Origin of the sequence: Pedobacter kyungheensis, from assembly GCF_000812965.1 — a bacterium.
GTDB classification, from domain to species: Bacteria; Bacteroidota; Bacteroidia; order Sphingobacteriales; family Sphingobacteriaceae; genus Pedobacter; species Pedobacter kyungheensis.
Map to the genome: position 1 here is coordinate 157632 of NZ_JSYN01000005.1, position 16528 is coordinate 174159.

Sequence of the window (16528 nt, forward strand, 5' to 3'; positions counted from 1 at the left end):
TTAACCATGAGTGAAAAAGTTAAGGTTACGATAGATGGGATAACAGTTGAGGTTGATAACGGAACAACCATCCTGAATGCTGCAAGGCAAATCGGGGGTGACATTGTTCCGCCAGCCATGTGCTATTATTCTAAGTTACAAGGCAGTGGTGGTAAATGCCGTACCTGTATTGTTAAGGTAACAAAAGGTTCGGAGAAAGATCCTCGCCCAATGCCAAAATTGGTTGCATCTTGTCGTACAACTGTAATGGATGGGATGGAAGTGCTTAACATTACTTCGCCCGAAGTTTTGGAAGCACGCGCAGGTGTAGTCGAAATCTTGTTGATTAACCACCCTTTAGATTGCCCGGTTTGTGATCAGGCTGGAGAGTGCGATTTACAGAACTTAGGTTACGAGCACGGTTTGCAAAAAACACGTTATGAGTTTGAACGCCGTACTTTCGAACGTATCGATATTGGCGATAAGATCCAGTTACACATGAACCGTTGCATTTTATGCTACCGTTGTGTTTTCACTGCCGATCAGATTACCAACAAACGTGTTCACGGTATCTTAAACCGTGGCGATCATTCAGAAATTTCTACTTATATCCAGCAGGCCGTTGATAACGATTTCTCAGGAAACGTAATTGATGTTTGCCCAGTTGGTGCTTTAACAGATAAAACTTTCCGTTTTAAAAACCGTGTTTGGTTTACCAAACCAGTTGATGCACACCGCAATTGCGATCATGAAAAGTGTAACGGTAAGGTAACCCTTTGGTACAAAGGAGAAGATGTTATACGTGTTACCGCGCGTAAAGATCAGTTTGGTGAAGTAGAAGAGTTTATCTGCAATACCTGCCGTTTTGATAAAAAAGCAACATCCGACTGGACTATTGAGCACCCAACGCATATTGATGATACTTCGGTAATTGCATCTAACCACTACGAAACATTAAAACCATTGCCGGTAATTAAGCCCAACCCGGCATTGCAGGCTGCAAACGAAATTGAATTACATAAAACAGTAAAATACTAATGGATACAGGTTTTATTATAGAAAAATTTATTCTGGTAGTGGTAATCTTCGCTATCAGTTTGGTAATTGCCATGTATTCTACCTATGCTGAGCGTAAGGTTGCAGCATTTTTACAAGATCGTTTAGGTCCGGACAGAGCTGGTCCATTTGGGATTTTGCAACCACTTGCCGACGGGGTAAAGATGTTTATGAAGGAAGAGATTATTCCTACAACTTCTAACCGATGGTTATTTATTGTTGGTCCGGGTTTAGCACTGCTATGCGCTTGTATCGGTACCGCAGTTATTCCCTGGGGAACACCGGTATTAATTGCGGGAAAAACCGTTTCATTACAAGTTACCGATATCAATGTTGGTGTTTTGTACATTTTTGGCGTGGTATCTCTTGGTGTTTACGGCGTAATGATTGGTGGCTGGGCATCTAACAACAAATACTCTTTGTTAAGTGCTATCCGTGCGGCTTCACAAAACATCAGTTACGAAATTGCAATGGGTTTATCTATCATTGCTTTATTGCTGATGACGAATACGCTAAGCTTAAAGGAAATTGTTGCACAACAACATGGCCTTAACTGGAATGTGTGGTATCAGCCATTGGGCTTTCTGATATTCATGGTATGTTCTTTTGCGGAAACCAACCGCGCACCATTCGATTTGCCGGAGTGTGAAACCGAGCTGATTGGTGGTTATCATACTGAGTATTCATCAATGAAATTAGGTTTCTACTTATTTGCCGAGTATATCAACATGTTTGTTTCATCGGCAGTAATGGCTACGCTATATTTTGGTGGATATAACTACCCGGGTATGGATTGGATTGCTGCACACTGGGGACCAACTTGGGCACCGTTGTTTGGTACTGCCATTTTCTTCGGAAAAATAGTATTCTTCATCTTTTTCTTCATGTGGGTACGTTGGACTATCCCGCGTTTCCGTTACGATCAATTGATGAATTTGGGTTGGAAAGGCTTAATTCCTTTAGCCATTGCCAACATTATAATAACTGGAATTGTGATTGCGATTATTGAGAAGTTTTAATTATGGAATCATTAAGTAATAAGAAAAAAGTACTGGAACAAAAGCCGCTGAGCTTTATGGAACGGATGTACCTTCCGGCAATTGTTAAGGGAATGGGCATCACCATTAGCCACTTATTCAAAAAAGAGGCAACAGTAAGATATCCGGAAGTAGAACGCGAATTCTCGACCAACTTTAGGGGAATGCACTCGCTTAAGCGCGATGAGAACGGGAAAGAGCGTTGCACAGCCTGTGGTTTATGCGCTTTATCTTGCCCTGCTGAAGCGATTACCATGATTGCTGCAGAACGTAAGCCGGAAGAAAAACATTTATACCGCGAAGAAAAATACGCAGCAACTTATGAAATTAACATGTTGCGTTGCATTTTCTGCGGATTATGTGAAGAAGCCTGCCCTAAAGAAGCTATTTATTTAGACGGACCAATTGTACCTGCCGATTATTTACGTAAAGATTTCATTTACGGAAAAGATAAGCTGGTTGAAGCTCCGTTAGAGATGAAAAAATAATTGTTGTCATCCTGAGCCTGTCGAAGGACTAAACAATTAAAATGGCTTTAAGCACCGTTTTGTGTTTTTACAGAACGAAATATAAATACTGGTTTATGATGATATAAACCATGGAACATAAACAAAAAACAAATTAATGAGTACACAAGTATTCTATTTCGTAGCTACATTAAGTATCCTCTTTTCACTGATGGTGATTTTTGCGAAAAATCCAATCCACAGTGTATTGTACTTAATTCTTACCTTTTTCACTTTCACGGTACATTATGTATTGCTGAATGCACAATTTCTGGCTGTGGTAAACTTCATTGTTTACATGGGGGCCATCATGGTATTGTTCCTTTTCGTACTGATGCTCCTTAACCTGAACAAGGATACCGAGCCATCAAAATCGCCATTAATTAAAATTGTGGGCGTAATTGCCGGTGGTTGCTTAATTGTAACCTTAATCGGTTCGTTAAAGGCAGCAAGTATCAGCAGTCCGTTAATTTTAAAAAATCCGGGATTAGGTTTGGTAGAAAACTTAGGTAAAGAGCTTTTCGGACCATTCTTATTGCCATTCGAATTATCATCTCTATTACTGTTGGCAGCAATGGTTGGAGCCGTTTTATTATCTAAAAGAGATGAGGTAGAAGCATAATGGAAAATTTAACTACACAAATGGCAGGTGTGCCGCTAAATCATTACATCTATTTAAGTGCAATTATTTTCACTATTGGTGTAATTGGCGTGTTAACCCGCAGAAATGCAATCGTAATTTTTATGTCGGTAGAGTTGATGTTAAATGCAGTTAACCTGCTTTTAACGGCTTTCTCTGTGCATAGCAACGATCCTTCGGGACAGGTTTTTGTATTCTTCATTATGGCCCTGGCAGCTGCAGAAGTTGCTGTAGGTTTAGCCATTATTGTAATGGTATACAGAAATACGAAATCGATAGATATTAATGTTTTAAATCGCCTTAAGTGGTAAATATATAATAAGAATGACAATAGAACAATTGATTTGGTTGGTTCCGTTACTTCCTTTTTTAGGCTTTGTAATTAACGGACTAGGCAGAAAATCTTTATCTAAAGGACTTGTTGGAATCATCGGAAGCGGCGTTATTTTAGCTTCTTTCATCATCAGCGTAGTTATTTTCTTTAGTTTACAAGGCGATACCCAAAAAGCTCACGAAGTATTTTTATTTGATTGGATTAGCGCAGGCGCATTACATATTCCTTTATCATTCCTGGTTGATCCTTTAAGCTCGATCATGCTGTTGATTATCACCGGAATTGGATTTTTAATCCACCTGTATTCTACCAGTTATATGCACGACGACGATGGGTTTGGTAAATTTTTCAGTTACCTGAACCTGTTTGTATTCTTCATGCTTTTATTGGTATTGGGTTCAAACTATATCGTAATGTTTATCGGTTGGGAAGGCGTTGGTTTATGTTCATACCTGTTAATCGGTTTCTGGTACACCAACAGCGCTTATGCATCGGCAGCCAAAAAAGCTTTCGTAATGAACCGCATTGGCGATTTGGGGTTTTTACTGGGTGTATTTTTAATCTTCAATTTCTTCGGAAGTGTAGAATTCTCAAAAATTTTCCCTCAGGCAGCTAACATGTTGCCAGGCGATAATAAATTAGTCCTAATTACCATTTTATTATTTATCGGGGCCTGCGGTAAATCGGCACAATTGCCTTTGTTTACCTGGTTACCGGATGCGATGGCCGGACCAACCCCTGTTTCGGCGTTAATCCACGCAGCAACGATGGTAACGGCAGGTATCTACATGATTGCCCGTTCGAGCGTATTATTTGATCTTGCTCCGCTAACCCAGCACATCATTGCTATTGTTGGTGCAGCAACCGCTTTAATCGCAGCTATTATTGCCTTAACCCAAACCGATATCAAAAAAGTATTGGCTTACTCAACAGTATCTCAATTGGGCTATATGTTTTTAGGCTTAGGTGTTGGTGCTTACACAGGCTCCTTCTTCCACGTATTAACCCACGCATTCTTTAAAGCTTTATTGTTTTTAGGAGCTGGTTCCGTTATTCATGCTATGCACCACGAGCAGGATATGCGTCACATGGGTGGATTAAAAAGCAAACTTAAAACTACATTTGCTACCATGATGATTGGTACTATCGCAATTGCAGGTTTACCACCATTCTCTGGTTTCTTTTCTAAAGACGAAATTTTGGCGCATGCTTTTCAGTCAAGTCCTATTCTTTGGGGAATTGGCGTGCTAACCGCATTCTTAACTTCGTTCTATATGTTCAGGATGATGTTTCTTACTTTTTCTGGTAAATACCGCGGAACGCACCATGCAGAAAGTCATATCCATGAATCGCCAGCTGCAATGACCCTACCTTTGGTAATTTTGGCTGTTCTGGCTGCAATTGGTGGTGCCATTAACTTACCACATGTTTTTGGTGGTAACGAGTGGTTAGCACACTGGTTAACAGGTGCAGGTGTTGCACAACATGAACTGGATTTAAGCCATTCAACAGAGTGGACCTTAATGGGTACTTCGGTTGTGGCTGCAGTTATTGCTTTATTGTATGCTTATACTAAATATGTAAAAGGTGCGCATGTTCCGGTTGCTGATGAAGCACCGCGTTCGGCTTTAGCGAAATTATCATATAATAAATTTTATTTGGATGAGATTTACGATTTCATCATTACCAAACCTTTGGATATTCTTTCTAAATTCTTTTACCGCATCATCGATAATAAGGTTATTGATGGCATTGTAAACGGATTAGGATGGAGCACAAACGAGGCAAGTAAAGGCCTTCGCTTATTACAGAGCGGAAACGTAGGTTTCTACCTGTTTATGATGGTATTTGGTATCATCGCGTTATTGATCTATACATTTAGTTACATATTATAAAAAGGGTTCAAAAATAAATAATGGAACAACTTTTACTACTTATATTTCTTCCGCTTGCGGGTGCTATTATTACAGCATTTGCAGGTAAGTCGGCTAAAATAGTTTCGACCGTATTTTCGGTAGTTTCTTTAGGGCTGGCTTTGTTTATCGCCTGTAACTTCATCCCGAATGCAAGTACACAGTTCGAAGCAAATTTACCATGGATTGCTGATCTGGGCATTAATTTCCATGCCGGTATCGATGGAATCAGCATGTTGGTGGTTTTATTAACCAACTTATTAATCCCTATTATTATCCTTTCAAGCTATAAACACGATTATAAAAATCAGGCTGCTTTTTATGCATTGATTTTATTTATGCAAACCGGTTTATTGTTGGTGTTTACTGCCTTAGATGCTTTCCTTTTCTATATTGGCTGGGAAGCAGCATTAATCCCTATTTATTTTATTTGTGCTTTCTGGGGTGGAAAAGACCGTGTTCGCATTAACATGAAGTTTTTTGTGTACACCATTGCAGGTTCTTTATTTATGTTAATGGGTATTATTTACCTGTATCTGCAAAACCCGGCACACAATTTCGAAATCTCGGCTTTTTATGCATTAAATCTTGATGCAGCACAGCAAGGATGGATTTTCTGGGCTTTCTTTATTGCTTTTGCCATTAAAATGCCGGTTTTCCCTTTCCATACCTGGCAGCCTGACACTTATACTGCAGCACCTACGCAAGGTACTATGTTATTATCAGGTATTATGTTAAAAATGGGTATTTATGGCGTAATCAGATGGTTATTGCCAATTGTACCTGCAGGTGTTCAGGATTGGTCGTGCGTAGCTATTGGTTTGTCTATCATTGGTATTGTATATGCATCGTTAATTGCTTTTACACAAAAAGATGCCAAACGTTTGGTCGCTTATTCTTCAATTGGCCACGTAGGTTTAATTTCTGCAGGTATTTTTGCTTTAAACCAGCAAGGTATGCAGGGCGCAATGGTGCAGATGCTGAGCCATGGTATTAATGTGGTAGGTTTATTCTTTGTACTGGATATTATTTTCTCGCGCGTTAAAACCAATAAAATAGAAGAGTTGGGCGGTATTGCCAAAGCAGCACCACAATTAGCTATCACTTTCCTGATTATTGTTTTAGGAACAGTGGCTTTACCAGGAACAAACGGTTTCATTGGAGAATTCTTATTGCTAATGGGCGTGTACAATGTAGGCATCTGGGCTGCAGCAATTGCAGGCTTAACCATCATTTTCGGTGCTGTTTACATGTTGCGCATGTATCAGAACGTAATGCTGGGCAAAACAAACGAATTAACCATCACATTCAGTGATATTCAGGGATCAGAGAAATTTGTCCTTTATTTGATCTGTGCTTTAATTATCGTTCTGGGTGTTTATCCAAAACCATTATTGCACTTAACAGAGGCATCTGTACAACATTTATTAGAACAGGTAAATCAAAAATTAACATCAGTAAAATAAGCAATGAATATTATAATAACCATTAGTATAACAGCTTTTATTGTACTTTATGCAGGTTTGTTTAAAGCAAATAAAGCATTATTGCCGCTTACCGTTGTTGGCTTACTTACTGCCTTGGGCTTTACTTTTTGCGCCTGGGGAGGCAACGCAGTTCATTTCGGAATGATGCAGACGGATAATTTTGCACTTGCATTTTCTGGCGTTTGTATTGTAGGTACACTTTTGATTTTCTTATTAACACAAAACTATTTTCACGCTAAAAGCGATAACATTGCCGAGTACTATACCTTAATCCTTTTCGCCCTGGCGGGAATGATTATGATGGTTTCGTATAAAAACATGGCCATGCTGTTTGTTGGGCTTGAAATCATGTCGGTGAGTTTATACATTCTGGCTGGTATCCGGAAAAAGGATTTTGCCTCAAATGAAGCTTCGTTAAAATATTTCTTAATGGGGGCCTTTTCTACAGGCTTCCTGTTGTTTGGTATTACCTTAATTTATGGTGCTACGGGTTCTTTCGATTTAGATAAAATCCAGGCTTATCTGGTAAATAATAGCACTTCAGTTTCACCAATCTTTTATCCTGGGGTAATCCTCATGATGATTGGTTTGTGCTTTAAAATCGGTGCGGCACCTTTCCACTTCTGGACTCCGGATGTTTATGAAGGCGCACCTTCTTTAATCACCACCTTCATGAGTACGGTAGTTAAAACTGCTGGTTTTGCGGCGTTTTTGCGTTTGTTTGCCGGACCTCTTGAGCCTTTACACGAGTTTTGGGTAATGCCTTTAATCGTTATTGTATGCCTTACCTTATTCATCGGTAACGTAACAGCCCTATTCCAAAAGAACTTTAAACGTATGCTGGCTTACTCAAGTATTTCGCATGCAGGGTACTTATTGTTCTCTTTAATAGTTATAACTAAAAATTCTGGCAATAACGTATTGGTATATGCTGCTGCTTATACTTTTGCATCGATCATTGCCTTTGCGGTATTAATTCTGGTTAAACAGAAAACAGGTAGCGATAGCTTTGAAAGTTTTAACGGTTTAGGAAAGAAAAATCCATTGGTGGCATTGTGTTTAACTGTTGCCATGTTATCATTAGCAGGTATCCCATTAACCGCTGGTTTCATAGGTAAATACCTGATGTTCCTGAACGTAATGACTGAATATAAAACCTTATTGGTAGCCTTTGCAATCTTAAATGCTTTGGTTGGTTTCTATTATTATTTCAGGGTAATTGTGGCCATGTGGTTTAAAGATGGTAGTGAAACTGTACTTTCAACGCCTGCACAATACAAAGTGGTACTATTGGTTTCAGTAGCAATTACGCTTGTTTTGGGTATCTGCCCTGCAATAATTTTAAACCTGATATAGGTATGCTGTTGTTTAATAATTATTTGTAGTTTTACGAATAATTGAATATGCACGATTTTTGGAACTACCTGCATCAGCTAATTGATCCCGAGAAATTATTGAGGGAGGGCGGTTTCTATCTCGTTGTATTCGTAATCTATGCAGAAACAGGCCTGTTCTTTGGTTTTTTTCTCCCGGGCGATTATTTACTGTTTTTGGCTGGCATGTTTGTTGCTACCGGTAAACTTGATGTAAATATTGCCGTGCTTTTGGCTGGTTTATGTGTTGCGGCAATTTCGGGTAATTTTACGGGTTATTGGTTCGGGCGCAAAACCGGGCCGGTATTGTACACCAGAAAAGATAGCTTCTTTTTTAAGAAACGCTACTTAAAAGCTGCCGAAGACTACTATAATAAACAAGGCGCATTTGCACTGATTATGGGGCGTTTTGTGCCAATTGTAAGAACTTTTGCTCCTATTTTTGCCGGAGTTGTAAAATTAGACTTTAAAAAATTTGCATTGTATAATGTTGTTGGCGGAACACTTTGGATCTGTTCACTCACTTTACTGGGCTATTTTTTAGGTCGCCGCTTTGAAAAAGAAATTAACGATTACCTATTATATATTATTATTGGCTTTATCCTTATCACAACTATACCATTATTAATTACCTTTGTAAAAAGTAAAGTAGTGAAAGGTCCGGAAGAGGATAAAACAGATTTAAATTAGAAATGATAAAAGACGATCATCACGCGTGGCATAGCGTATCTCCAGGAAACAACGTTCCGGAAATTGTAAACGCAATTATTGAAATTCCAAAAGGTTCAAAAGCAAAATACGAAATAGATAAAGAATCAGGTCTGATTAAATTGGATAGGGTTCTTTTTTCATCAGTTATGTATCCGGCTAACTATGGCTTTATTCCGCAAACCTATTGCGATGATAAAGATCCTTTAGATATTCTGGTGCTTTGTTCAGTAGACGTATACCCAATGACCTTAATCGAGGCTAAAGTGGTAGGTGTAATGCACATGGTTGATAACGGAGAGCAGGATGATAAAATTATTGCTGTAGCTGCGCACGATATGTCGGTTAACTACATCAACGATTTAGATCAGTTACCTCCGCACCAAATGAAAGAAATTGTTCGCTTCTTTCAGGATTACAAGGCATTAGAAGATAAAAATGTAACCATCGAACATTTATTAGGTGTTCGTTATGCGCATAAAGTAATTAAAGAAAGCATAGAACTTTATAACACAACATTTAGAGAATTAGCTTAATGGATTTACCCACGGTCTGTTTGTTTTTAAATTCAGCGTTAAGTACAATACTGCCAACCCCCAATGTAGTTCTTGTAGCCTTACAGGAACCTGATACCGGATCAGTAGGCTGGCGTTTGTTTTTCGCCTTGTTTTTGGTGCTTTTAAACGGTTTTTTTGTGGCAGCCGAGTTTGCCATTGTAAAAGTTCGCGCATCACAAATAGAAATTAAAGCTAAATCGGGCAGCCGTGTAGGTAAAATGGCCAAGAGTATCATCCATAACCTGGATGGCTATCTGGCCGCCACTCAGCTGGGTATAACGCTTGCATCACTGGGCTTAGGTTGGGTTGGTGAAGGCGTTATGCATACCATCTTTAAAAACCTTTTCGATAGTTTAGAGTGGGGGCTTAGCGATGCTACCATTCACACCGCCTCTACAATTGTAGCTTTCTCGTTAATTACGATCATGCACATTGTTTTTGGCGAGCTTGCCCCAAAATCGTTTGCCATACAAAGACCTGTAGCCACCACTTTATTCGTATCGTTACCACTTCAGTTGTTTTATGTGGTATTCAGACCGGCAATCTGGACTTTAAACAGTCTGGCTGCTGTAATTCTAAAACCATTCGGTATCGATACTTCCGGTGGTCACGAATCTCTGCACAGTACAGAAGAACTTCAGTATTTACTCGATCAGGGTAAAGAAAGCGGTGCACTTGATAATAATGAGCACGAGTTGATTAAAAACGTATTCGATTTTAACGAGCGTGTGGTAAAGAACATCATGGTGCCACGAACCAAAATTTCGGGTATCGAACTTACTTCCGGTAAAGAGGAAGTAATCGACACGATTATCAAAGAAGGATACTCACGTTTGCCGGTTTACGATGATATTATGGATAAAATCGTAGGTATTATCCATGCCAAAGATATTTTGCCTTTGGTTGCGGCCGGCAATCAGCACTGGACTTTAAAAGACATTATCAGAAAACCATATTTTGTAACAGAAACCAAAAAAATTAATGATCTGATGAGCGAGCTGCAAAGCAACCGCATTCAGATTGCCATTGTTTTGGATGAGTTTGGCGGAACTGCCGGTATGGTAACCTTAGAAGATATTGTTGAAGAACTGGTAGGTGAAATTCAGGACGAGTACGACGAAGAAAAACCACTGGTAGAAAAAGTATCTGATAACGAATTTATTGTGAATGCCTTTGCAACCGTTTACGATGTAAACGAGCACCTGCCTCACGATTTACCTGAAGATGAAGATTTCGACACCATTGGTGGCTTGGTTTCGCATGTTTTTGGGCGTATTCCTGAAGTTGGCGAAAGCAATGAATCTTATGGTTATTTGTTTACCATTCTTAAAAAAACAGAGCAAAATATCGAAACTGTTAAGCTCGAACTGGTAATTAATGAAACAGATATGGTTGATAATCATTAATTTCAACCATGCATATTTTTTATACACCAGATATTACCTCCAATACTTATACGCTTAACGAAGAAGAAAGCAAGCACTGCGTTCGTGTACTCCGTTTAACCGTTGGTGCTGTAGTTAATCTGGTTGATGGTAAGGGTGGTTTCTATACTGCCGAAATTACTTCCGATAACCCGAAAAAAGTTGCTTTATCCATATTAAAGGTAGAAACGGAATTTCATAAACGGAACCATTACCTGCACATTGCTGTAGCACCTACTAAAAATATCGATCGCATAGAGTGGTTTCTGGAGAAAGCTACCGAACTCGGCATCGATGAAATTACACCCATCATTACCGACCGATCTGAGCGTAGAATAGTAAAAGAAGATCGCTTAAATAAAGTAATTACCTCTGCGGTAAAGCAATCAATAAAAGCATACCATCCCAAATTGAACGATGCCATTTCTTTCGATGCTTTTTTGAAACAGCCTTTTGATGGCGAAAAATTAATGGCACATTGTATTGATGAAGGGGAGAAGCGGTATATCGCTCAGCTTGTTGCACCACATCAAAAATATCTGATCTTAATCGGCCCTGAAGGAGATTTCACACCAGAAGAAGTGAATTTAGCTTTGAACAAAGGCTTTAAAGCACTAACTTTAGGTGATAACAGGTTGCGCACCGAAACCGCTGCGCTGGCTGTTTGTTTTGAAATCAATTACCTTAACCGATAAGCTTTTGAAGTTTTCAACCTTAAATTTTCAGTTTCCGAAGTTCAGGACATTGGCTGTAGGCTTTGGTCTTTCAGCTTTAGTCTTTGGTCTTTTCGCTTTCATTCCGCCAACCTACCGCATGGCTAAACTCAAGTATAACGGGGGAGGTGATTGGTATGCAGACCGTACTGCGCTTCCAAACCTGATTGCTTTTTGCAACGCTAACCTGAAAACTAATTTTTATGCAGAAGAGAGCATTGTTGACGTAGGTTCGAAAGAATTGTTTAATTATCCTTTTGTTTACATGACAGGGCACGGTAATGTAGTCTTCAGCGATCAGGATATTAAAAATTTAAGGCAATACCTAATTGGAGGTGGTTTTCTGCATATTGATGATAATTACGGGCTGGATAAGTTTATCAGGCCACAAATGAAAAAGGTATTTCCTGAATTGAGTTTTGTCGAATTACCAGCTAACCATGCCATTTATAACCAAAAATTTAAATTTCCGGCAGGCTTACCCAAAATACATGAGCATGATAATAAGCGTCCGCAGGGATTTGCGCTGATCTATAAAGGAAGAGTGGTGTGTTATTACACTTATGAATGCGATTTAGGGAACGGCTGGGAAGATTTTGGCACATACCCTGAAGACACGCAAGAAACGCGATCTAAAGCGCTTAAAATGGGCGCTAATCTGGTTCAATATGCTTTAACCCAATAAAACATGTATAAAGTAAAAGTAAACGATCAGTTTTTATTCGAGGTAGACCATAAAGACTCGGCTATTGCAGTAAATGGTGAGCCAGTTGAGCTTGATTTAAGCGAAATAAATGGTACCCATGCTCATGTTTTGTATCAAAATAAATCTTTCCGTACAGAAATTGTTGAGGTAAACAAAGCTGAGAAAACCTGCAGTATAAAAGTTAACGGCAATACTTATCAGATTAGTATCGAAGATCAGTTTGATGAATTACTGAAAAAACTCGGTCTCGATAACCTTGCTGCAAATAAAGTCTCAGAAATTAAAGCACCCATGCCCGGTTTGGTATTAAAAGTTCTGGTTGAAGAAAATGCCGAAATTAAAAAAGGGGATAACCTGCTGATCTTAGAAGCCATGAAGATGGAAAATATCCTGAAATCTTCCACGGATGGCATCATAAAAAAGATTTTGATAACGCAGGGTGATAAAGTAGAAAAGAACCAGGTTCTGGTTCAATTTAAATAACTATTAGCGTCATGCTGAACTTGTTTCAGCACCTCTTAAGCATAAAAAAAGTCCCGATTTAACAACCGGGACTTTTTATTTTATTTACCTCTGCTTACCCTGTAAGGTTTTTGCGGAGGGTTTTTAAAGCTTCTTTTTCCTGCTGTGCTAATTTCAGGTGCACCAAGCATTGTCATGGCACAACGGAAACCAACTTCAGCCGATGATTCATCCTGCTGCATAAAACGACGGGTTGCCGGGTTTAACCAGTAAGCCATGTCATTCCATGATCCACCTTTATATACTCTCGATTTATCGTTAACCAACGTTACACCTTCATCGTTAAGTAAAGTGTTTTGTCTGTCGCGATAACCTCTCTGGTCGGCCTGATAGCTTGTAGAAGCGGTGGCTCCCTGAGGATCTGTTGATTTAGAAATTGAATCAGCACGTTTGGTTTGCGCTTGTTTTTCAGCCCAGGTTTGTTTCCTGCCCGAGTAAGCGTTTTCCTTAATCGGATTGCCGTATTTATCAAGTGCAATTTTACCACTTTGCGAGTCTTCTAATTTTTTATTGGTAAAATAGTTACCACGATAAGGGTTAAAAGCATCTGCATCAGTAAATGTACCTGTTCTGTAAACGTCGTTTACCCATTCGTTCACGTTTCCGGCCATGTTATACAAACCGAAATCGTTTGGTGTATATTGGATAACCGGTACAGTTAAATCTCCCTTATCATTCAAAGAACCGCCCACACCCATATAATCTCCGGGAGCTCTTTTAAAGTTGGCCTGAATCATACCTCTGGTTTTCTTTTTGGCAGAGCTAACACCCAAACCATTCCAAGGGTAAATTTTGTTTTGGTTAATGTTTTCGTATTCAGTATTACCAATTAAGCCTAATGCCGCATATTCCCACTCAGCCTCTGTTGGTAAGCGGTATGGCTGCATAATTACGCCGTCTTCTAATGTTGCATTTCTTCTTGGCTGACTGTTCCTACCGCCACCTGTAGCTCCGGCTGCACCTGCAGTAGTAGTTGCTGCACCTGATTTGGTGTTGTAATCGACTGGTGCATTTTTACCTTTATCATCATACTGACCATTTAAATAGGCATCAGTATTAAATGGTTTATCTGGCCTTTGGGTAGCTGCAGCAGTAGCATTGTTGTTCTTGCCTGTATTTCCGCCAGCTAAAGTTTTGTAGTCGGTTAAGATTCCTTTTTCACGCAAGATAAATTCATTTGCTCTCGAAGTTCTCCATTCGCAGTAGCGAGAAGCTTGCTCCCAGGATACACCTACAACAGGGTAATCGCGGTAGGCAGGGTGCCTTAAGTAGTTATCTACGTAAGGTTCGTTATAAGATAAAGCACGGCGCCAAACCAAAGTATCAGGAAGTTCGTTGTAATAATATTCGCGATCTTCAGGGTAGTTGTACCTGATCCAGTGTAAATACTCTAACCAATCGGTGTTGGAAACTTCGGTTTCGTCCATGTAGAAAGAGGGTACGGTAACCTGTCTTTTGTAGTTGTAGATGTTGGGCTCAACACCAGGTACTTCAATGGCACTGCCACCAACGACCAAAACACCACCCTCAATCGGGATTAAACCGGGCCCTGGTGCACGCTTGTATTGCGTAGCTACAGCAAAAGCACCAGATTGGTTCTTTTTACTTTTCCTATCTGCATAGGGAATACCTGTTTTACTAGAACTGTTACCACCTTTAGAGCTACAGCCCGAAAGCATGGCGGCTAATGATAAACAAGTAAAAGAATATAGTATTAGTTTTTTCATATAAAGCAACGGGATATAGCCTAATGGCCTTTCAACCGATAAAATTAAACAAATTTAAATGAATATATAAATAATGTGACAATAAAATATCTAATATATTTTTAAGCCATAACGTATTATTTTTCTGCGTATTGTGTCTGTTTATTTTTTCTTTGCAATTTTTGCTAAATAATTATAAATAAGCGAGATAATGAGCTGTTTTGTTGAGGTGACCTTCCATTTTTTAAGAATTTGATATCAGTGTTGTAGGTGTAATGTTTCAACGCTGGATCGGCCTGTAATATGGATTGGCAAAGTGTTTTAATTAGCGGCCGACCTTAGATCGGGGCTTTGCATCCAATTAAATTAAGTTAACAATGAATTTTACTCACTGAATAAAGAAATATGAAAAATTAAGTTTATTATTGAAACAGATAACAGGCTAAAGCGCTGTTAACTTAGCGCTTAAGCTAACTGTAGTCACAGCGGTATGTAAAAATCGTAGGTTTAATTAGTAAATAATGATAGAATTCGTAATTTGGTGAAATATAATTTTTGGTTTTACGTTACAAGATATATTCTCGAGTATTTACTAAATACCAAAAATCTAAAATTACGGACCTTACAAAGGATGAATTTCAAGTATATCAGTAAGCTTGCTTTTTCTGCACTCTCCATGGCATTGCTATATGGCAAAACACATGCTCAGGCTACCATAGGGAATACACAGACAAATGGGAGCGAGTCGAATAATATTGTAACAGCAGTTCCGTTCCTGCTCATTACACCCGATGCCCGCGCAGGTGCAATGGGTGATGCAGGTGTGGCTGTAGCCGGAGATGTAAATTCGGCCAGTATTAATGCTTCGAAACTGGCATTTCTGGATAAGCCTTATGGTTTTTCTGTTTCTTACAGCCCCTGGTTAAAAAGTCTGGTACCTGATATTAATCTGGCTTACTTAAGTGGTTTTTATAAACTAGACGATCGCAATACCATTGGTGCCTCGTTAAGGTATTTTTCTTTGGGTTCTATTCAGCTTACTGATATCAATCAGCAGGATTTGGGTATTTCGAATCCTAACGAGTTGGCTTTTGATGTTTCTTTTGCCCGTAATTTTGGCGAAGAATTTTCATTGGGAACTTCTGTGCGATACATTTATTCTAACCTTGCTTCCGGGCAGTTTTCATCATCTGGGCAGGTGCACAGCGGAAATGCCCTTGCGGTTGATGTATCCGGATTATATAAAACCACTTCTTCCATGTTTGGTAAGCAGGCTATTCTTTCGGCCGGCGCCAATATTTCTAATATCGGTACCAAAATGAGTTATTCGGATGGTGGCCAGAATTTCTTCCTGCCTACGAATTTAAAGCTTGGCGGGGCCTCTACCATTATTGTTGATGATTTTAGTACCATTACCTTAGCACTCGATTTTAATAAGTTATTGGTACCTACGCAACCGATTTACGATTCGAACAATAACATTGTAAGTGGCAAAGATCCGAACCGTTCGGTACCGGCTGGTATTTTTGGATCGTTTAGCGATGCACCGGGTGGTTTTAAGGAGGAGCTTAAAGAGGTGGGCATTTCAACCGGATTGGAATACTGGTATAACCAGCAATTTGCGGTGAGGGCAGGGTACAATTATCAAAGTCCGATGAAAGGCGATAGCCGTTATTTTACACTTGGTTTAGGCCTGAAATACAACGTTTTTAATATCGATTTCTCTTATTTATTGGCAAATGCGCAAACAAGTCCGCTGGCCAATACCTTACGTTTTGGTCTTTTGTTTAACTTTGGCGAGAAGAAAGCGGTTAAAAATTAATCCTTTTAACCATTTCTGTTAAAGTTTAACAATTAACCCAAATTT

The 16528-nt window shown here is 39.3% G+C and carries 16 protein-coding genes; 15 read left to right on the forward strand and 1 reads right to left on the reverse strand.

Going from position 1 to position 16528, the window contains the following annotated elements; genetic code table 11:
* Positions 1 to 6 precede the first annotated feature (6 nt).
* The 14 genes from OC25_RS06230 (at position 7) to OC25_RS06295 (ending at position 12916) form a co-directional block, all read left to right on the forward strand.
* Complete coding sequence (locus OC25_RS06230) at positions 7 to 1017, forward strand: NADH-quinone oxidoreductase subunit G (RefSeq protein WP_039472983.1); 1011 nt, start codon at positions 7 to 9, stop codon at positions 1015 to 1017.
* Positions 1017 to 2054 carry an NADH-quinone oxidoreductase subunit NuoH gene (gene nuoH, locus OC25_RS06235; RefSeq protein ID WP_039472985.1) on the forward strand — a complete coding sequence of 346 codons (1038 nt, stop codon included), beginning with the start codon at positions 1017 to 1019 and terminating at the stop codon, positions 2052 to 2054. The genes OC25_RS06230 and nuoH overlap by 1 nt, the downstream gene beginning before the upstream one ends.
* A 2-nt stretch (positions 2055 to 2056) precedes the next feature.
* Positions 2057 to 2560: a NuoI/complex I 23 kDa subunit family protein gene (locus tag OC25_RS06240; RefSeq protein ID WP_039472989.1), complete on the forward strand. Its 504-nt coding sequence runs from the start codon at positions 2057 to 2059 to the stop codon at positions 2558 to 2560.
* Between the two features lie 136 nt (positions 2561 to 2696).
* Positions 2697 to 3200 carry an NADH-quinone oxidoreductase subunit J family protein gene (locus OC25_RS06245; protein WP_039472991.1) on the forward strand — a complete coding sequence of 168 codons (504 nt, stop codon included), beginning with the start codon at positions 2697 to 2699 and terminating at the stop codon, positions 3198 to 3200.
* Positions 3200 to 3529, forward strand: a complete 330-nt coding sequence (gene nuoK / locus OC25_RS06250; protein ID WP_039472993.1) for an NADH-quinone oxidoreductase subunit NuoK — start codon at positions 3200 to 3202, stop codon at positions 3527 to 3529. Before OC25_RS06245 ends, nuoK begins: the two co-directional genes overlap by 1 nt.
* Positions 3530 to 3542: 13 nt before the next feature.
* The gene (gene nuoL / locus OC25_RS06255; RefSeq protein WP_039472996.1) at positions 3543 to 5447 is read left to right on the forward strand and encodes an NADH-quinone oxidoreductase subunit L; all 1905 of its coding nucleotides are present in this window, start codon (positions 3543 to 3545) and stop codon (positions 5445 to 5447) included.
* A 20-nt stretch (positions 5448 to 5467) separates the two neighbouring features.
* The gene (locus tag OC25_RS06260; protein ID WP_039472999.1) at positions 5468 to 6931 is read left to right on the forward strand and encodes a complex I subunit 4 family protein; all 1464 of its coding nucleotides are present in this window, start codon (positions 5468 to 5470) and stop codon (positions 6929 to 6931) included.
* A gap of 3 nt (positions 6932 to 6934) precedes the next feature.
* The gene (locus OC25_RS06265) at positions 6935 to 8308 is read left to right on the forward strand and encodes an NADH-quinone oxidoreductase subunit N (protein ID WP_039473001.1); all 1374 of its coding nucleotides are present in this window, start codon (positions 6935 to 6937) and stop codon (positions 8306 to 8308) included.
* A 47-nt stretch (positions 8309 to 8355) separates the two neighbouring features.
* The gene (locus OC25_RS06270; RefSeq protein ID WP_039473005.1) at positions 8356 to 9015 is read left to right on the forward strand and encodes a DedA family protein; all 660 of its coding nucleotides are present in this window, start codon (positions 8356 to 8358) and stop codon (positions 9013 to 9015) included.
* 2 nt (positions 9016 to 9017) lie between these two features.
* The gene (locus OC25_RS06275) at positions 9018 to 9569 is read left to right on the forward strand and encodes an inorganic diphosphatase (protein WP_039473008.1); all 552 of its coding nucleotides are present in this window, start codon (positions 9018 to 9020) and stop codon (positions 9567 to 9569) included.
* Positions 9570 to 9685: 116 nt separating this feature from the next.
* Positions 9686 to 10996, forward strand: a complete 1311-nt coding sequence (locus tag OC25_RS06280; RefSeq protein WP_039473344.1) for a hemolysin family protein — start codon at positions 9686 to 9688, stop codon at positions 10994 to 10996.
* An 8-nt stretch (positions 10997 to 11004) separates the two neighbouring features.
* Complete coding sequence (locus OC25_RS06285; RefSeq protein WP_039473010.1) at positions 11005 to 11709, forward strand: 16S rRNA (uracil(1498)-N(3))-methyltransferase; 705 nt, start codon at positions 11005 to 11007, stop codon at positions 11707 to 11709.
* A gap of 118 nt (positions 11710 to 11827) precedes the next feature.
* Positions 11828 to 12412 (forward strand): DUF4159 domain-containing protein, encoded by a 585-nt coding sequence (locus tag OC25_RS06290; RefSeq protein WP_156131410.1) that lies wholly within the window; start codon positions 11828 to 11830, stop codon positions 12410 to 12412.
* Between the two features lie 3 nt (positions 12413 to 12415).
* Positions 12416 to 12916 (forward strand): acyl-CoA carboxylase biotin carboxyl carrier protein subunit, encoded by a 501-nt coding sequence (locus tag OC25_RS06295; RefSeq protein ID WP_039473012.1) that lies wholly within the window; start codon positions 12416 to 12418, stop codon positions 12914 to 12916.
* An 80-nt stretch (positions 12917 to 12996) separates the two neighbouring features.
* Here the strand turns inward: OC25_RS06295 and OC25_RS06300 are convergent, their stop codons facing one another.
* The gene (locus tag OC25_RS06300) at positions 12997 to 14682 is read right to left on the reverse strand and encodes an SUMF1/EgtB/PvdO family nonheme iron enzyme (protein ID WP_039473014.1); all 1686 of its coding nucleotides are present in this window, start codon (positions 14680 to 14682) and stop codon (positions 12997 to 12999) included.
* Positions 14683 to 15292: 610 nt separating this feature from the next.
* On the opposite strand from OC25_RS06300, the gene porV reads away from it, so the two are divergent.
* On the forward strand, positions 15293 to 16483 hold the full coding sequence (gene porV, locus OC25_RS06305) for a type IX secretion system outer membrane channel protein PorV (protein WP_039473016.1): 1191 nt from the start codon (positions 15293 to 15295) through the stop codon (positions 16481 to 16483).
* Positions 16484 to 16528: the final 45 nt, after the last annotated feature.